Here is a 16,370-nt window from a genome sequence, read left to right as displayed (position 1 = left end):
GGGCGGTGCCGGCGTCGGCGTACCGGCCGGTGGTGCTTGTGGTGTTGGTGGCGGTGGCGGTGTTCGTGCTGCTGCGTCCCCGGTTGGGTGTGGTGGCGGTGCCGGCGAGGCGGACCCCGGTGCGGGTGGCGGCGGTGGTCGCGGTGGCCGGGGTGGGTATCGCCCTGTACGACGGTCTGATCGGTCCGGGCACGGGCACGTTCCTGGTGTTGGCGTTCACCGCGCTGGTGGGTGCGGATTTCGTGCACGGTTCGGCGATGGCGAAGGTCGTCAACGCGGGCACGAACCTGGGTGCGCTCGTGGTGTTCGGGGTGACCGGGCACGTGTGGTGGCTGCTGGGCGCGGGCATGGCGCTGTGCAACATCGCCGGCGCGGTGCTGGGGGCGCGGATGGCGTTGCGGCGCGGGTCGGGGTTCGTGCGGGTGGTGCTGCTGGTGGTGGTCGTGGCGTTGGTGGCGAAGCTCGGCCACGACCAGTGGGTGGCCCGCTGATGGCGGTGCGGGCCGAGCACGACCGGGCGGTCCTGGCGCGGTTGCTGGGGCGTGATCCGGTGCTGCACGCCTACCAGTTGGGTGACCTGGACGACTTCTTCTGGCCGTACACGTCGTGGTTTCGCCGGGGTGAGCAGGTCGCGTTGCTGTACCACGGGGTGGATCCGCCGACGTTGCTGGCGTTCGCCGCGCCGGCGGACACGGCGGCGCTGGGGGTGTTGCTGGCCGACCTGGCGCCGGTGCTGCCGGTGCGGCTGTACGCGCACCTCTCCCCCGGGCTGACCGACGCCCTGGCGGGGACGTTCCGGTTGGACGCCGGTGGCCGGCACCACCGGATGGCGTTGACGGACCCGGCCCGGCTGGCGGCGGTGCCGCGGGCGGGTGTGCCGCTGGAATCGGCGGACCTGCCGGGGCTGCGGGAGTTGTACGCGCGGGCGTATCCCGGTAACTGGTTCGACGAGCGGATGCTGGAGACCGGGCAGTACCTGGGGGTCCGTGAGGGCGGTGAGCTGGTGGCGGTGGCCGGGGTGCACGTGTTCTCGCCGGTGTACCGGGTGGCGGCCCTGGGCAACGTCACGACGCATCCGTTGTGGCGGGGTCGGGGGCTGGGCGCTGCGGTGGTGGCGGCGTTGTGCGCGCGTCTGCGCGAGAGCGTCACGCACGTGACGTTGAACGTGAAGGCGGACAACGCGGCGGCGGTGCGCCTGTACGAGCGGGTGGGGTTCACCCGGTTCGCGGACTACGAGGAGTGGACGTTGACGGCCCGGTAGCGGGTCAGCGGCGGCGGCTGGGTGAGTCGAAGCGGCCGGCGCGGATCTCGCGCAGGGCGCGGCGGCGGGTGTCGCCGCGCAGCGTGTCGACGTAGAGGGTGCCGTGCAGGTGGTCGGTCTCGTGTTGCAGGGCGCGGGCGAGAAAGCCGCTGCCGCTGATGCTCAGTGGTTCGCCGTTCTGGTCCACGCCGTGGGCGGTGGCGTGCAGGGCGCGGGCGGTCGGGAAGTACAGCCCGGGGATGGACAGGCAGCCCTCCTCGTCGTCCTGGAGGTCGTCGGAGAGTTCCAGGGTGGGGTTGATGAGGTGGCCGCGGTGCCCGTCGGCGTCGTAGACGAACACCTGGGCGCTGACGCCGATCTGCGGTGCGGCGACTCCGGCGCGTCCGGGCGCGCCGAGCAGGGTGTCCATCAGGTCGGTGACCAGGGAGCGTAGCTCGGCGTCGAAGGTGGTGACCGGCTCGCATTCGGTGCGCAGGACGGGGTCGCCGATGATCCGGATGGGCCGCATGGTCATGGGGGTCAGCGTATCGCCGCCGGTGCCGGGGTCAGCGTCCGGCCAGGGTGGCGCGGATGGGGGTGGTCTTCGCGGCGGCCTCGGCGACCTCGGCGCGCGCGTCGCTGTCCCAGGTGATGCCGCCGCCGGCCCAGGTGTGCAGTTTCTCGCCGTCGGCGGCGGCGGTGCGGATGGTCAGGCCGAGGTCGACGTGGTCGGGGGCGACCCAGCCGAGCGCACCCATGCTGGCGCCCCGGCCGACGGGTTCGAGGGCGGCGACCTGGCGCAGCGCGGCGAGTTTCGGCGCGCCGGTCACCGAACCGCCGGGGCAGGTGGCGCGCAGCAGGTCGGCCAGGCCGAGGCCGTCGGCGGCGGCGGCGCGGACTGTCGATTCGGCCTGCCACAGGTCGCACCAGCGGCGTACGGCGAACAGGTCGTCGACGGTGACGGTGCCGGTGCGGGCGATGCGGGCCAGGTCGTTGCGTTCCAGGTCGACGATCATGATGTGTTCGGCGCGTTCCTTGGCGCTGTCGAGCAGTTCGGCGCGGCCGGCGGCGGTGGCGGGGCGGGTGCCCTTGATGGGTCGGGTGGTCAGGGTGCCGTCGCGGACCTCGATGAGGGTTTCCGGGGAGGCGCAGCCGATGGCCCAGTTGTCGCCGGTGAGCACGCCGCCGTAGCGGGCGCCGGGGAGCGCGCCGAGGCGGCGCAGGGCGGGCAGCGGGTCGCCGGTGTAGCGGGCGGCGGCGTGGCCGACGAGGTTTGTCTGGTAGACGTCGCCGCGGCCGATGGCAGCGCGTACGGCGTCGACGGCGGCGGCGTGCTGCTCGGGGGTCCAGCTCTCGGTCCACGGGCCGAGCCACCAGGGCGTCGCCGCGGGGGGCCGGGCGCTGCGGGTGGGGCCGTGGTGGTAGACGACGACGGCGAGGTCGGGCAGGGTCGGCGCGGGTTCGGGCGTCGTGGTGGGTGCGCCGGCCAGTTGCGCCCCGGCGGCGGCGGAGAGGTAGAGGGCGGCGCCGCAGACGCGTGCGCCGTGCGGCGCGGGTCGGGCCAGGTCGTGCAGGGCCACGCCGTGCGCGGCGAGGAACTCCTCGGCGAGCGCGGCGGGGTCACCGCCGTCGGCGCGGCGCCAGTGCAGGCGGGCCCGTTCGACGAGGGTGCCGCGGCAACCGGGCGGCGTCGCGGGTGCATCGACCAGCACCTGTGGGAGCGTTTCCACGCCGTATGGTCCGATCTTCCTCATCCGTTCAGTGGATTTCCCGTACGCCAAGCCGACACCTGCTCGATGCTGGACACTTTCGCTTGGTACTGTGCGTCACTGGTCATGTGAACCATGACACAGTGCCCCCACAGTCCGGAGAACCCGATGTGCCAGCACCAACCGACCTGCCCCTCCGCCGCAGCGACCGACCGCGAAGCCGCCCGCGTCCTCGCCTGCTTTCCTGAACAGGGCTGGAGCCTGCTCTGCAACGGTGTCATCGTCTTCGAGGACACCGGCGAGCTTCTCCCCGACGGCAGCAGCATCGCCCCGCACCGCGGCCCCGCCCGTCACGCCCTCGTGGCCTGATCGACCACTCAGCGTCACCGTCCAGCCGCCGTCGACCGGGCTCGTCCAGGTCGCAGCGGCTGCCGGGGCGGCCCATCCCGTCCGCCCCGGCGCGCCCGTCCGTTGTCAGTCCTCGAACGCCTCCGGCGACGGGCACGAACAGACCAGGTTCCGGTCGCCGTACGCGCCGTCGATGCGCCGCACCGGCGGCCAGTACTTCCCCGCCCGGTCCACCCCGGCCGGGTACGCGCCCACCGACCGCGGGTACGCGTGCGGCCACTCGTCACCGCTGACCATCGCCGCGGTGTGCGGCGCGTTGGCCAGGGGGTTGTCCCCCGCCGGCCACTGCCCCGACGCCACCTGCTCGATCTCCGCGCGGATCGCGATCATCGCGTCGCAGAACCGGTCCAGCTCGGCCAGGTCCTCACTCTCGGTCGGCTCCACCATCAGCGTCCCCGCCACCGGGAACGACATCGTCGGCGCGTGGAAGCCGTAGTCGATCAGCCGCTTGGCCACATCGTCGACGCTCACGCCGGTCGCCTTCGTCAACGGCCGCAGGTCCAGGATGCACTCGTGCGCCACCAGGCCCTTGTTGCCGGCGTACAGCACGCCGAAGTGCCCCCGCAGCCGCGCCGCCACGTAGTTCGCCGCGAGGACCGCGACGCCGGTCGCCCGGGTCAGCCCCTGCGCGCCCATCATCCGCAGGTACGCCCACGGGATCGGCAGGATCCCCGCCGACCCGTACTTCGCCGCCGAGATCGCCGGCGTCGCGTCGGCGTGCGCGCCCAGCGGGTCACCGGGCAGGAACGGCGCGAGGTGCGCGCGAACCGCCACCGGTCCCACACCCGGGCCGCCACCGCCGTGCGGGATGCAGAACGTCTTGTGCAGGTTCAGGTGCGACACGTCCGCGCCGAACTTGCCGGGCTTCGCGAACCCGACCAGGGCGTTGAGGTTCGCCCCGTCGACGTACACCTGCCCGCCGGCGTCGTGGACCTTCGCGCACAGCGACGCGATGCCGGTCTCGTACACGCCGTGCGTCGACGGGTACGTCACCATGATCGCGGCGAGCGCGTCCCGGTGCTTGTCGATCTTCGCGTCGAGGTCGACGAGGTCGACGTTGCCGTCGTCGTCGCAGGCCACCACGACGACCCGCATGCCGGCCATCACCGCGCTGGCCGCGTTGGTGCCGTGCGCCGACGACGGGATCAGGCACACGTCGCGGTGCGGCTCGCCCCGCGACGCGTGGTAGGAGCGGATGGCCAGCAGGCCGGCCAGCTCACCCTGCGACCCGGCGTTGGGCTGCACGCTCACCGCGTCGTAGCCGGTCACCTCGGCCAGCCACGACTCCAGCTGACCGATCATCTCCCGGTACCCGGCGGTCTGGGAGTCCGGCGCGAACGGGTGGATGTGCGCGAACTCCGCCCAGCTCACCGGCTCCATCTCGGTGGTCGCGTTCAGCTTCATCGTGCACGAGCCCAGCGGGATCATGCCCCGGTCCAGGGCGTAGTCGAAGTCCGACAGCCGCCGCAGGTACCGCAGCATCGCCGTCTCGGAGTGATGGCCACGGAACACCGGGTGGGTCAAAAAGTCGGTCGTCCGGGCCAGGTCGGCCGGCAGGGCCGCGTCCCCGGCGCCGTCGAACGCGGGCACGCCGAACGCCGCCCACACCGCCTGAAGGTGCGCGTCGGTGGTCGCCTCGTCGCAGGACATCCCCACCCGGTCGGCGTCGACCAGCCGTAGGTTCACCCCGCGCTCGGCGGCCGCCGCGACCACCTCGGCGGCCCGGCCCGGCACGCGCGCGGTGACGGTGTCGAAGAACGCGACATCCGCGACGTCCACGCCGCCGGCGCGCAACCCGGCCGCGAGCCGCGCCGCCATGGCATGGGTACGCGCCGCGATGTCCCGCAGCCCGTCCGGGCCGTGGTAGACGGCGTACATGCCGGCCATCACCGCGAGCAGCACCTGCGCGGTGCAGATGTTGCTTGTCGCCTTCTCCCGCCGGATGTGCTGCTCCCGGGTCTGCAACGCCAACCGGTACGCCGGGTTGCCGTCCGCGTCGCGGGACACCCCGACGAGCCGTCCGGGCAGCATCCGCTCCAGGCCCGAGCGCACCGCCAGGTAGCCGGCGTGCGGCCCACCGAAGCCCATGGGTACGCCGAACCGTTGGGTGGTGCCGGCGGCGATGTCCGCGCCGATCTCCCCCGGCGCGCGCAGCAGCGTCAACGCCAGCAGGTCCGCCGCCACGGTGACCAGGGCTCCGACGGCGTGCGCGGTCTCGATGAGCGTCGCGTGGTCGCGGACCGCCCCGGACGCGCCCGGGTACTGCAGGTGCAGGCCGAAGAACTCCTGCGGCAGCTCGTCACGGTCGACGTCGACGACCCGCACCTCGATGCCGAGCGGCTCGGCCCGACTGGTGATCACGGCGATGGTCTGCGGCAGCGCGTCGGCGTCGACGACGTACACCGGGCGTTTGCTCTTGGACGCCCGCCGCGCGAGGGTCATCGCCTCCGCCGCGGCGGTGCCCTCGTCGAGCATCGAGGCGTTCGCGGTGGCCAGCCCGGTCAGGTCGGTGACCATGGTCTGGAAGTTCAGCAGCGCCTCCAGGCGGCCCTGGCTGATCTCCGGCTGGTACGGGGTGTACGCCGTGTACCAGGCCGGGTCTTCGAGGACGTTGCGGCGGATCACCGCCGGGGTGTGCGTGCCGTGGTAGCCCAGGCCGATCATGGAGACGGCGACGGTGTTGCGGGCCGCGAGGGCCCGCAGCTCGGCGATCGCCTCGGCCTCGGTGGCCGGATCGGGCAGGTCCAGGGTGCCGTGCCAGCGGATCACCTCGGGGATCGCGGCGTCCATCAGCTCGTCGATCGAGTCGTGCCCGACGACCTCCAGCATGCGGCGCTCGTCGTCCGGTCCGGGACCGATGTGACGGGTGGCGAACTGCTCTACGCTCATTGGCGGCACTCCCGGGCGAGGTCGACGTGTCGGCCTCCCCCTCTGTCGCACCCCACAGGGGTGCTCCACAGTGCCTGCCCACGAGGTCCTTTTGCCTGAGAGGTTCCGGGGAGGATTTGCCCCTTCGGCGCCGCCCCGGGTGCTGTCGGGCGGTCTCTCCCACGTGGGTGCTACCGGCATGGTCAACGCTACCAGCGCCGGCGTTTCCGGCAGATGTCCTACCCCCGGGTGGCTGTCACGCCCGCGCGGGGACGCCGCCGGCGACCCGCTCGGCCACCACCGGCAGCAGCGACCCCAGCGGCGCGTCGACGCACACCGTGGCGTACCCGTCACCACGGGTCGGCCCCTGGTTGACGATCGCCACCGGAATGTCGCGTTTCGCCGCGTGAATCACGAACCGGCGACCCGACATCACCGTCAACGACGAGCCGAGCACCAGCACCGCCCGGGCCTGCTCCACCAGCGCGAAGCACCGCGCCACCCGCTGCGGCGGCACCGTCTCGCCGAAGAACACCACGTCGGGTTTCAACATGCCGGTGCCGCAGATCCCGCAGTCCACCGGCCGGAACGCCGCCACCTGCTCATCGGGGAGATCAACATCACCGTCCGGGTTGACCGCGGCGACCCGGGCCACGAAGTCCGGGTTGGCCTCGCGCAGCCGCCGGTCCACCTCCTCCCGGGAGGTCAGGTTGCCGCAGTCCAGGCAGGTCACCTCGTCGAGGCGGCCGTGCAACTCGACGACCGACCCGCTGCCGGCCGCGCCGTGCAACCCGTCGACGTTCTGGGTGATCACCGCGTCGACCAGGCCGGCCTGTTGCAGCCGCGCCACCGCCCGGTGCCCGGCGTTCGGCGCCGCCCGGGCGATCAACCGCCACCCCAGGTGGCTGCGCGCCCAGTACCGCCGCCGGGCGACCGGATCACGGGTGAACGCCTGGAACGTCATCGGGGTGTGGCGGCGGGCCACCCCACTGGGCCCCCGGTAGTCCGGGATACCCGACTCGGTGGACAGGCCCGCCCCGCTGAGCACCACCACCCGACCGCCGGCCACCAGCGAGATCAACGCGTCCAGGCTCTCCGTCACCCCTTCATGCTGCCTCAACGCTCCCGGCGGCGGCCAACTGCTACACCGCGACGACGTCGGCGACGACGCAGGCGATGTTGTCCGGCGCGCCCGCCGCCGTCGCCGCAGCGATCAGCTCCCGCACCGTGTGCGCCGGGTCGGTCGCCGCGCCCAGCGTCTCGCGCAGGGCGGACCGGTCGACGACAGCGGACAACCCGTCGGAGCACAGCAGGTACCGATCACCCGGCAGGGCCGTGCGAAGCGCGAGATCCGCCTCGACGCGCGGGCCGCCTCCCAGAGCGCGTACCAGCACCGCACGCCGCGGATGCACCTCCGCCTCGTCCCGGCTGAGCCTGCCCTGATCGACCTGAGCCTGCACCCAGGTGTGGTCCTGGGTGAGCAGTGACAGCTCACCGCCGCGCAGCAGGTACGCCCGGGTGTCACCGATGTGCACAAGCGCGAGCTGCGAGCCGCTGCGCAGCAGTGCGGTCAGCGTGGTGGCCGGCTGATGCTCGTCGGTCGCCAGGGCACGCACGGTGGCGTCGGCGTCGGTCACCGCACCGGCCAGCATAGCCAGCAGGTCGACCGCCGGCACGTCGGTCAGCTCCAACGCCCGCAGTGCGTCGATGGCCGCGGCGCTGGCGGCAGCGCCACCAGGTCCCCGCATGCCGTCGGCGACGGCGAGCAACCGTTCACCGGCGTACGCGGCGTCCTCGTTGCTGTCGCGCACCACGCCGACGTCGCAACCGGCGGCACAGCGCACCGCAAGGGTGTGGTTCGAATCAGACACGGTGGTACCCCCTTGAGACAGGTGATCCACGAGGACGGCGGCGACCCGCGCCCGGGCCGCGGTGTCGACGGTGACCTGCCGCCAGTACGCGGTGATCACCTCCGCGGCCGCCGCGGGCTCCAGCGCGCACACGGTGCGGACCGTCGCCAACGGCATCCCGATGCGACGCAGCTGCGCCACCAGACGAGCCAGCGGCACCTGCTCCCGGTCGTAGAGCCGGTATCCGGACTCCGGATCGACCGCGGCCGGTGCCAGCACCCCCACCTGGTCGTACAGGCGCAACGCCTTGGGCGTCAGCCCCGCCGCCCGGGCGAACGCCCCGATGGTCAACAACCCCATGTCGGCATCCTCCTCGTGCCGGTCACGGCGACCGGCGGGCACCAGACTGGGGGTTACCCAAAGGTCAAGGTCAAGCTCGGCGACCGCGAGCACCGGTAGGTTGGGACGCATGCGTGTCGTCATCGCCGGAGGCCACGGCAAGATCGCCCTGCTGCTGGAACGTCACCTCGCCGAGCGCGGTGACACCGCCGTCGGCCTGATCCGCAACCCCGCCCAGGCCGACGCGCTGCGCGCCGCCGGCGCCACCCCCGTCGTCTGCGACCTGGAGAACACCGACGTCACCGACCTCGCCGCGCACCTCGACGGAGCCGACGCGGTGATCTTCGCCGCCGGCGCGGGCCCCGGCAGCGGCGCCGCCCGCAAGGACACCGTCGACCGCCGCGCTGCCGCGCTGCTCGCCGACGCCGCCACCCACGCCGGTGTCCGCCGCTACCTGCTGGTCTCCTCGATGGGCGTGGACGACCCGCCCGCGGCCGGCACCGACGAGGTGTGGGCGGCGTACCTGCTCGCCAAGCGGGCCGCCGAGGACGACCTGCGCGCCCGCGACCTGGACTGGACGGTCCTGCGACCCGGGCGGCTCACCGACGACCCGCCCACCGGACACGTCACCCTCACCCGCCACGCCGGGCGGGGTGCGGTCACCCGCGCCGACGTCGCCCACGTCCTCGCCGCGCTGCTCGACGAGCCACGCACCGCCGGCGCGACCCTGGAGCTCGTCAACGGGCCCACGCCGATCGTCGAGGCCGTCCGCGCCGCCACCGGCTGACCAGCTCACCAGGGCAGCTGTCCTGCCTCGTCCTGCACGGCGCCGGTCGGACCTGTCGCGTCGAGGGTGGCCAGACGGACGACGACCCGGGCGCTCTCCTCCACCGGCCGTCCGACGCCGAAGGCAGCGGTCACGTCGACAACGTTGAACCTGATGGACGAACCGGGCCCCGAGCTCGGCGGCAACGGGGTGGGACCCGCCCGACGGCGGACCCCACCCCGGCGGTCACCGCTGGTGGTGCCGCGGCAACGCCGCCTGCCCCGCAGCCGCACCCGCGACGAACGGCGCACCCGGCGTCTCCTTCGCGATCCGATCCATCGTGCGCGCCAACTGCTCACTGCCGTCGTCGAGATGCCGCGCCGCCGCCTGCATGTGCGACACCATCATCTCCCCGAAGATCCGCAACGCCTCCCGCGTCGCCACCGTGTCGTCGAAGCTCGCACCGGCCGAACTGCGGTAATCCGCCACAGCCCGCTCGGCCTCCTGCTTCGCCTCCTCCGCCGCGGCGCGCATGTAACTCTCGTACTGCATCCGCGCGTACTCGGCGACCCGCCGCGCGTAGTCGTGCGCCTGCGCGATGATCTGCTCCGCCTCCCGCTGCGCCGCGGAGAGCAGATTCACCTCCTTCGCCGCCGGAGCCTTCGCCGCGGCGTTACCCGCGCTCGGAATCACCCCGTGCCGGTGCAGCTCCACTCGGTCGGTGAGCCGCTCGTTCTCCGCCCGCAGAGTCGCGATCTGCGTCGCCAGCAGATCCAACTCGTCAGCCACCTGCACCCGGAACCGGTCCACGTCGGCGTTGTCGTAACCGCGCCGCGCGAACGGCGCCGTACCGAACTCCCACCGCCGCACCCGGTCCGCGGTCATCCGGACCTGCACCCCACCGGACACCTGCACACCGTCGTACCGACTGATCGGCGTCGCGCTCACCTGAGCCCACCTCCGGAAGTGTCACCGACGGTCGACTGATCCACCGCCGTCCGCCAAGCCGGGCCGTACCACTGTTTGCCCAGGCCCTCGTGATGCACCTGACCCGGGTGGTAACCCGCCCGAGCCAACGCCTGCGCCGCGTGCGAAACCATCTCGTCCGACCCGCACACGTACACGTGCCGGGACCGCCAGTCACCGTCGGCCAGCGCCCGGTCCACCGCGTGCACGAACTCCCCCGGCCGGGCCCCGTCGGCGCCCACCACGTAGGTCACCGTCAACCACGGGTACGACGACGCCAACTTGTCGATCGCGTCGCTGTCGTAGAACTCGCTGCGCGACCGCGCACCCACGTACAGATCCACCCGACGGCGTGAACCCTCCGCGGCGACCTGCTCCACCAACGCCTTCACCGGCGCCCAACCGGTACCGGAGGCCACCAGCAGCAGATCGCTCGAACCCGCCGCCCACAACCCCAGCCGGTCCCCCACCGGCGCCGCCAGGTGGATCCGATCGCCCACCGACGACCCGTACACCAGCCGTGAGGACACCGCGCCACCCGGCGCGGCCCGCACATGCAACTCCAACGTGCCGTCCGAACGCGGCGCGTTGGCCGGCGAGTAGTACCGCCACGACCGCACCGACGGATGCGACACCCCGATCGACTGCCCGGCCGTGAACGGCAACAGGTACTGCGGACGCACCGTCAACACCGCCACGTCGAACGCCCGCCGCTCGTGCGCCACGATCTCCGCCACCCACCACGGCGGATTCACCGCCTCGGCGGCCTGCGCGGCCTCGGTCATCACCTGCGCGACCAACCCGTACGCGGCCGCCCAGTCCTGCGCCAACTCCTCGGTCCACTGCTCGGCCAGGAAATGCTGCAACGTCGCCAGCAACGCCTCACCCACGGCCGGGTAATGCTCGGCGCGCACCGTGAACTTGCGGTGATCCGCGCCGAGGTCCTGCAGGAAGCCCACCAGCTGATCCACCTGGTCCACGTTGGACACGATGTGCCCCAACGCGGTCACGAGACGGTCGCGCTGCCCCGCCATGTTCGTGGGGAACATCTGCCGCGTCTCGGGATGGGCCAGGAACAAGGTCGAATAGAAATAGAGCGGCACCTGGTCACCCTGTTCGGTGACCAGGGACCAACTCTGCTTGAGTCGGGCCGCGTCCACGCTCAGACGCCCGGACGGTTCCCGGAGGCCACGACCTGGTCCTGCACCTCACCCAGCACCGTCTGCACGTGCGCCAGAATGTCGGCAGGCACACCCAGCTCGGTGAGCGTCGCGGTCAGGTGCCCACCCACCTTCACGTAGTGCTCCACCGGAATGTTCAGCGGCTGATGAGCCTCGGCCAACCCGCGACCGGCGTACTCGTTCGGCCCACCCAGCACCACCGTCAACATCAACGTCAGGTGCCGCCGCTGACCCACCATGTCCACAGTGGTGAAGTAACCCGCCAACTCCGGATCGGCGAGCACCCGACCGTAGAACAGATCGACGGCCGCCTTGACCGAACTGGCACCGCCGATGCGGTCGTAGTGCGAAGCGGGAGCGGTTTCTTCCGTAACCGTCACGGTCTTTCCTTCCGAGGTGAGGGGCGCGCGGCGTCGGCGCGGAGGGGCAACGGCCCACCCGGACGACACCGTCGTGCCACGGCGACACACCGGGGACCGTGACGGACCATAGCGTGTCGACGGTCTCCGGTCAGCGCCCCCCTATCGGTTTCCCGACAGAACGCCAGCGCACACCGTCACCGCAACCCGATTCACCATCCACAGGCGGCCACCAGGACGGCACCCAGAGTCATCCACAAAGGACACGCCACCCTGCGGATTCGCGCCACGCCGGCCACGCTGACCCACCGTCACCAACCGGCGCCACCAAAAAGCGGACCCAAAACCGGGCGAGTCCACAACCCGGAACCGACGCTCAGCCCGCCCGCCGCCGCGCCCGCCGCGCCGCCAACTCGTCACCCACCGGATCCGACTCCGGCTCCACCACGGGCTCCGCCGGACCACTCGCCGCCGGCTCCGCCGGCAGATGCGACAACGACCCCTGGATCTCCTTGAACGCCCCACCGATCGCGATACCGAAGACACCCTGACCACCCTGCAACAGGTCGACCACCTCCTCCGGGGACCGGCACTCGTACACCGTCGTCCCATCGGAGATCAGGGTGATCCCGGCCAGATCCTCCACACCACGCGACCGCAGCGCCTCGATCGCCTTACGGATGTTCTGCAGGGACACCCCCGCGTCCAACAACCGCTTCACGACCTTCAACACCACCAGGTCCCGGAACGAGTACAACCGTTGCGTCCCCGAACCCGACGCGTCCCGAACGCTCGGCACCACAAGCGTCGTCCGCGCCCAGTAATCCAGCTGCCGGTAACTGATGCCCACCGCGTGGCACGCCGTCACACCCCGGTAGCCCACCGAGCCGTCACCCTCAGCCGCCGAAGCCGGCGACGAGGCACCCGGCCCCCCCAACTGTGTACCCGGATCAGGATCCTGCGGCTCATGCATCCGGACAACCTCCCCGTCTGTGCGGCGACGCGTCGTTTCCGGGACGCGCACCCCTCGACACGGCAACCCTATCGCCACCCTCAGGGGTTACCACGGAGGAACCGACGCGACACGCCGCGCAGCCACCGAGAAAGATCACCAACCACACGCCGGCGTCACCCTCGGTGACACCGGCGCACGAGCAGAACCGATCAGCCCGCGAAATCCTCCGGACGCACCTGCTCCAGGAACTCGCGGAACTTCTCCACCTCGTCCTCCTGCTCGTCCGGGATCACGATCCCCGCCTCACTGAGGACCTGCTCCGCACAACGAATCGGCGCCCCGACACGCAACGCCAACGCGATCGAATCGCTCGGACGCGCCGACACCCGCACCCCATCGCCGATCAACAGATCCGCGTAGAAGACATTCTCCTTGAGCTCAGTGATCTCCACCGCCTGCAACGGCGCCTGCAACGCCGCCAACACGTCCCGCAAAAGATCATGCGTCAACGGCCGGGCAGGCTTGACCCCCTGCTGCTCATAGGCGATAGCCGTGGCCTCGACCGCGCCGATCCAGATCGGCAGATAGCGGTCCCCCTCGACCTCCCTGAGCAGGACGATCGGCTGGTTGCTGGGCAGCTCCACCCGAACTCCGACCACGCTCAGCTCGCGCACCGCCGCCTCCGTGTCGTCGTCAACCTACGCACCGCGCCCTTCCCTGCACCGTACACGGACCGCGACACGGTCGTCCCATGCGCTACAGCACCACGCCCGCGCAGGAAGGGGTTACCCCGGCAAGCCTACGGCACGCTTCCGGAAAGAGATCTTTCCGCTCCGCCGCCGCCCACCGAGGCCCCCGTCACCGACCCAACGTCGACCGCAGACCCACCCGCACCAACGCCGCGTGCAACTGCTCCGACAACGCCGCCAACTCCCGCGCCGTCTCCGCAGCCCGCGCCCGCGCCGCCGGATCACTCTGCCGCACCAACGGCGCCACCAACTGCGCGAACAAACCGACCTCCCGGTCCGCCGCCGTCCGATAACCCCGCAGATGCCGCGGCTCCAACCCGTACGCCGCCAACCCCGCAACCGCCGACGCGATGATCAACGCATCCGCGTCATACCACCCCGGCGGATCCGGCACCAGCACACCGAGCCGCTCCAGCTCCACCAACGTCGACTCGTCGATCCCGCTGCGCGCCACCAGATCCGCCCGGCCGAGCCGCACCTGCGACTCGGCCGGCTCCGGCGACTCACGACCCGGCACCTCACCATCGGGACCCACCGCGACCAACGCCGGCCGCGCACGCCCCGGCTGCTCACCGGACGAATCCCACTGGGCCAACTGCTCACGGATCACCCGCAACGGCAGATACCTGTCCCGCTGCGCGGTCAGCACAAACCGCAACCGCGCCACGTCGTCCCAGCTGTACTTCCGGTAACCCGCCGCCGTCCGCTGCGGCTCCACCAGACCCTCGGCCTCAAGGAACCGCAACTTCGAAATCGTCGTGTCCGGGAAATCCACCCGCAACTGACCCAGCACCTCACCGATGCTCATCAGCGGCTGGGACCGGGCCGCCCCGGGTGGCGTGGAGGCCGCAGGCTCGTTCACCCCCGGCCGGCCTCCTCCTCCGGGCGCGGACCGGCGATGAACACCACCCGGAACTTACCGATCTGAACCTCGTCACCATTGCTCAACGTGGCCGCCTCGACCCGCTCACGATTCACGTACGTGCCGTTCAGGCTGCCCACGTCCCGCACCGTGAACGTCCCACCATCGCGGTGGAACTCCGCGTGCCGACGCGACACCGTCACATCGTCGAGGAAGATGTCACTGTCCGGATGCCGGCCACTCGTCGTCACATCGTGGTCCAACAGGAACCGGGCACCCGCATTCGGTCCGCGACGAACCACCAGCAGCGCCATACCCGGCGGCAACGAACCGGACATCCGGCTCGGCACCACATCGGTGTCCGGCCCCTCCAGCACTTCGTCGAGCGAACCGAGATTGAGCGTCGAAGTGACGTCGAGCGGGGGGAACTCGTCGTCTGGGCGCGTCATGGGACCACCTCACGGATCTGTTCGGTCGGCGTCGGGTAATGGCGGGTCTGGCCGCCGGGCACATGCACACCCGGCGGCTGGCTCCCCGTGCCCGGGAAGGCAATTCCGCAACGCTCAACTATTGGGTTCTCGGTCGACTGGGCGAGCCTAGCCAGCGCCGAAATGCAGGGCAACCGGACGCGCGCAGGCATCACACGCACCGGATCAAGCACACTCAGCCTTCGGTGATCTTCTGGTACGCAGCCGCCGTCAGCAACCCGTCCGTCGCCGTCGGATCGTTCGGAGTGATCTCCACCAACCAACCCGCACCGTACGGATCCGTGTTGATCAGCTCCGGCGTGTCACCCAACGCCTCATTACGCGCCGCCACCGTACCGGCAACCGGCGCGTAGATCTCCGACACGCTCTTGGTCGACTCGATTTCACCCAACGAGTCACCAGCCGCGACCACCGCACCCGCCTCGGGCAACTGCACGTACACGATGTCGCCCAACGCGTCCTGCGCGAAGTGCGTGATGCCGACCCGAACCGAACCGGTGCCGTCACCCGCCACCCACTCATGCTCGGCGGTGTATCGCAGATCCTCGGGAATCACCAGACGCGTCCTTCATCCATCGTGCCCCGGACCACCCGGGCCCGGCGCGGCCGCGCCGGTCAGGAGACCGGACGGGCGTGTTCCAACTTGATCGGCGCGTGCAGCGCCGAAACCTCGGCAACCTCACGCTCCCCAAACGTCACGTTACCGCCGTCACCCCGGACCGACGCCACCACCCCACCAGGAATGTTCAACGCCGTACGCATCGTCGCCGGATCACCGATCACCGTGATCGTGAACGGGCCCACCAACCGGCGCCCCTCCACCACCAAGGACCCGTTCCCCCCGTCCAGGAAGAACGTCGACGCGATGATCCGCACCGTCGCCCGGTCACCACCGGAGATCTGCATCGCCTCCGCGCCCGCGCCCCGCAGCTCCTGCACCGCGTCCAACACCTGGTCCGCCGAGATCGGCTTACCAGCGCTGGAGAACTGCACCGTCAACCCGGGCCCCACAGCCGGCAACGTCCCCGCCAGGATGCCCAACTCGTCCGCCCGCCGCGTCGCCTCGTCCAACGCCGCCTGACGACCCTGCTCACCCGAGGCCAACTGCCGCTGACTGTCCTCCAACGCCCGGATGTCCTGCTGCAGGCGACTCTCCCGCGCGTCCAGGTCCGACAGGATCCGCACCAGGTCCTCCTGACGCGTCGCCCCCAACGTCGGATCCGTCGACGTCGTCTTCAACTGCACCACGAGCGTGAAACCCAGCAACGCCAGCAACGCCACGATCATCACACCGGCCGTACTCAACCGGGACCGACCCGCCGGCTTCGGCGACTCCACCACCGGCGCCGCGTCCTGCACCGGCCGCGCGTCCGAGGGGGCCGACTCGGCCGACCGCGACACCCCGCCCAGGTCCACCGTCGCACTGTCGTCGACCGGCGCCACCCCCGGCTCGTCCACCGACGGCACCGGCTCCTGCGGCACCGGCTCCTGCGGCGCGAGCGGACTCAACTCGTCCGGATCCGGCGCATCCGGCCGTGGATCCGGCTCACCCGCCGGGCCACCCGGACGCACCGGCCTCGCCGGCTGCGGCCAGCCCGTCCCCGTATCGGTCTGCTCGTCGCTCATCGCA

At 71.5% G+C, this 16,370-nt stretch carries 19 protein-coding genes and 1 riboswitch; of the genes, 4 read left to right on the top strand and 15 right to left on the bottom strand.

The genetic code is table 11. The features are described 5' to 3' along the window. The coding region (locus FHG89_RS01335; protein ID WP_167517320.1) for a TSUP family transporter at window positions 1–491 on the top strand (491 nt) is incomplete at its 5' end. Continuing rightward, the gene (locus tag FHG89_RS01330) at window positions 491–1,261 is read left to right on the top strand and encodes a GNAT family N-acetyltransferase (protein WP_139582105.1); all 771 of its coding nucleotides are present in this window, start codon (window positions 491–493) and stop codon (window positions 1,259–1,261) included. The genes FHG89_RS01335 and FHG89_RS01330, both read left to right, overlap by 1 nt. Before the next feature lie 4 nt (window positions 1,262–1,265). On the opposite strand, the gene FHG89_RS01325 is transcribed toward FHG89_RS01330, so the two are convergent. Together FHG89_RS01325 and FHG89_RS01320 are read right to left on the bottom strand one after the other, a co-directional pair. Then, window positions 1,266–1,775, bottom strand: a complete 510-nt coding sequence (locus tag FHG89_RS01325; RefSeq protein WP_139582104.1) for a peptide deformylase — start codon at window positions 1,773–1,775, stop codon at window positions 1,266–1,268. Window positions 1,776–1,806: 31 nt separating this feature from the next. Further along, the gene (locus tag FHG89_RS01320; RefSeq protein WP_139582102.1) at window positions 1,807–2,994 is read right to left on the bottom strand and encodes a chorismate-binding protein; all 1,188 of its coding nucleotides are present in this window, start codon (window positions 2,992–2,994) and stop codon (window positions 1,807–1,809) included. Window positions 2,995–3,117: 123 nt separating this feature from the next. Between FHG89_RS01320 and FHG89_RS01315 the strand changes: the two genes are divergently transcribed. Then, window positions 3,118–3,318 carry a DUF5999 family protein gene (locus FHG89_RS01315; protein WP_139582101.1) on the top strand — a complete coding sequence of 67 codons (201 nt, stop codon included), beginning with the start codon at window positions 3,118–3,120 and terminating at the stop codon, window positions 3,316–3,318. Window positions 3,319–3,423: 105 nt separating this feature from the next. Here the strand turns inward: FHG89_RS01315 and gcvP are convergent, their stop codons facing one another. The 3 genes from gcvP to FHG89_RS01300 all read right to left on the bottom strand — a co-directional run bounded on the left by gcvP (window position 3,424) and on the right by FHG89_RS01300 (window position 8,435). Next, a complete protein-coding gene (gene gcvP, locus FHG89_RS01310) occupies window positions 3,424–6,246 on the bottom strand; it encodes an aminomethyl-transferring glycine dehydrogenase (RefSeq protein ID WP_139582099.1) in 2,823 nt (940 codons plus the stop codon). Window positions 6,247–6,319: 73 nt separating this feature from the next. Continuing rightward, a riboswitch (glycine riboswitch) is annotated at window positions 6,320–6,418 on the bottom strand. 63 nt (window positions 6,419–6,481) lie between these two features. Further along, a complete protein-coding gene (locus FHG89_RS01305; RefSeq protein WP_139582098.1) occupies window positions 6,482–7,327 on the bottom strand; it encodes an NAD-dependent protein deacetylase in 846 nt (281 codons plus the stop codon). 40 nt (window positions 7,328–7,367) lie between these two features. Next, the gene (locus FHG89_RS01300) at window positions 7,368–8,435 is read right to left on the bottom strand and encodes a MerR family transcriptional regulator (RefSeq protein WP_139582097.1); all 1,068 of its coding nucleotides are present in this window, start codon (window positions 8,433–8,435) and stop codon (window positions 7,368–7,370) included. Between the two features lie 109 nt (window positions 8,436–8,544). Here FHG89_RS01300 and FHG89_RS01295 point away from each other — a divergent pair, with 109 nt between their 5' ends. Continuing rightward, a complete protein-coding gene (locus tag FHG89_RS01295; protein WP_139582096.1) occupies window positions 8,545–9,201 on the top strand; it encodes an SDR family oxidoreductase in 657 nt (218 codons plus the stop codon). A 5-nt stretch (window positions 9,202–9,206) separates the two neighbouring features. On the opposite strand, the gene FHG89_RS34075 is transcribed toward FHG89_RS01295, so the two are convergent. From FHG89_RS34075 to FHG89_RS01245, 10 genes are all read right to left on the bottom strand, one after another. Then, complete coding sequence (locus tag FHG89_RS34075; protein ID WP_280116044.1) at window positions 9,207–9,335, bottom strand: hypothetical protein; 129 nt, start codon at window positions 9,333–9,335, stop codon at window positions 9,207–9,209. A 91-nt stretch (window positions 9,336–9,426) separates the two neighbouring features. Continuing rightward, window positions 9,427–10,128 (bottom strand): DivIVA domain-containing protein, encoded by a 702-nt coding sequence (locus FHG89_RS01285; protein WP_139582095.1) that lies wholly within the window; start codon window positions 10,126–10,128, stop codon window positions 9,427–9,429. Beyond that, window positions 10,125–11,306, bottom strand: a complete 1,182-nt coding sequence (locus FHG89_RS01280) for a globin domain-containing protein (RefSeq protein WP_139582093.1) — start codon at window positions 11,304–11,306, stop codon at window positions 10,125–10,127. Before FHG89_RS01280 ends, FHG89_RS01285 begins: the two co-directional genes overlap by 4 nt. A 2-nt stretch (window positions 11,307–11,308) precedes the next feature. Continuing rightward, on the bottom strand, window positions 11,309–11,707 hold the full coding sequence (locus FHG89_RS01275; protein WP_139582091.1) for a group I truncated hemoglobin: 399 nt from the start codon (window positions 11,705–11,707) through the stop codon (window positions 11,309–11,311). A gap of 355 nt (window positions 11,708–12,062) precedes the next feature. Further along, a complete protein-coding gene (locus tag FHG89_RS01270; protein ID WP_139582089.1) occupies window positions 12,063–12,659 on the bottom strand; it encodes a MerR family transcriptional regulator in 597 nt (198 codons plus the stop codon). A gap of 191 nt (window positions 12,660–12,850) precedes the next feature. Beyond that, window positions 12,851–13,315 (bottom strand): bifunctional nuclease family protein, encoded by a 465-nt coding sequence (locus tag FHG89_RS01265; protein WP_007460347.1) that lies wholly within the window; start codon window positions 13,313–13,315, stop codon window positions 12,851–12,853. Between the two features lie 184 nt (window positions 13,316–13,499). Then, on the bottom strand, window positions 13,500–14,198 hold the full coding sequence (gene ftsR / locus FHG89_RS01260) for a transcriptional regulator FtsR (protein WP_208760826.1): 699 nt from the start codon (window positions 14,196–14,198) through the stop codon (window positions 13,500–13,502). A 50-nt stretch (window positions 14,199–14,248) separates the two neighbouring features. Then, the gene (gene odhI, locus FHG89_RS01255; RefSeq protein WP_007071101.1) at window positions 14,249–14,701 is read right to left on the bottom strand and encodes an oxoglutarate dehydrogenase inhibitor Odhl; all 453 of its coding nucleotides are present in this window, start codon (window positions 14,699–14,701) and stop codon (window positions 14,249–14,251) included. A 214-nt stretch (window positions 14,702–14,915) separates the two neighbouring features. Beyond that, window positions 14,916–15,296, bottom strand: coding sequence for a glycine cleavage system protein GcvH (gcvH, locus tag FHG89_RS01250; protein WP_139582086.1), 381 nt, complete (start codon window positions 15,294–15,296; stop codon window positions 14,916–14,918). A gap of 59 nt (window positions 15,297–15,355) precedes the next feature. Then, window positions 15,356–16,366 carry a DUF881 domain-containing protein gene (locus tag FHG89_RS01245; protein ID WP_139582085.1) on the bottom strand — a complete coding sequence of 337 codons (1,011 nt, stop codon included), beginning with the start codon at window positions 16,364–16,366 and terminating at the stop codon, window positions 15,356–15,358. Window positions 16,367–16,370: the final 4 nt, after the last annotated feature.

The organism is Micromonospora orduensis, assembly GCF_006228125.1.
GTDB lineage: Bacteria > Actinomycetota > Actinomycetes > Mycobacteriales > Micromonosporaceae > Micromonospora > Micromonospora orduensis.
This window is presented reverse-complemented; position numbering and strand designations above follow the sequence as displayed.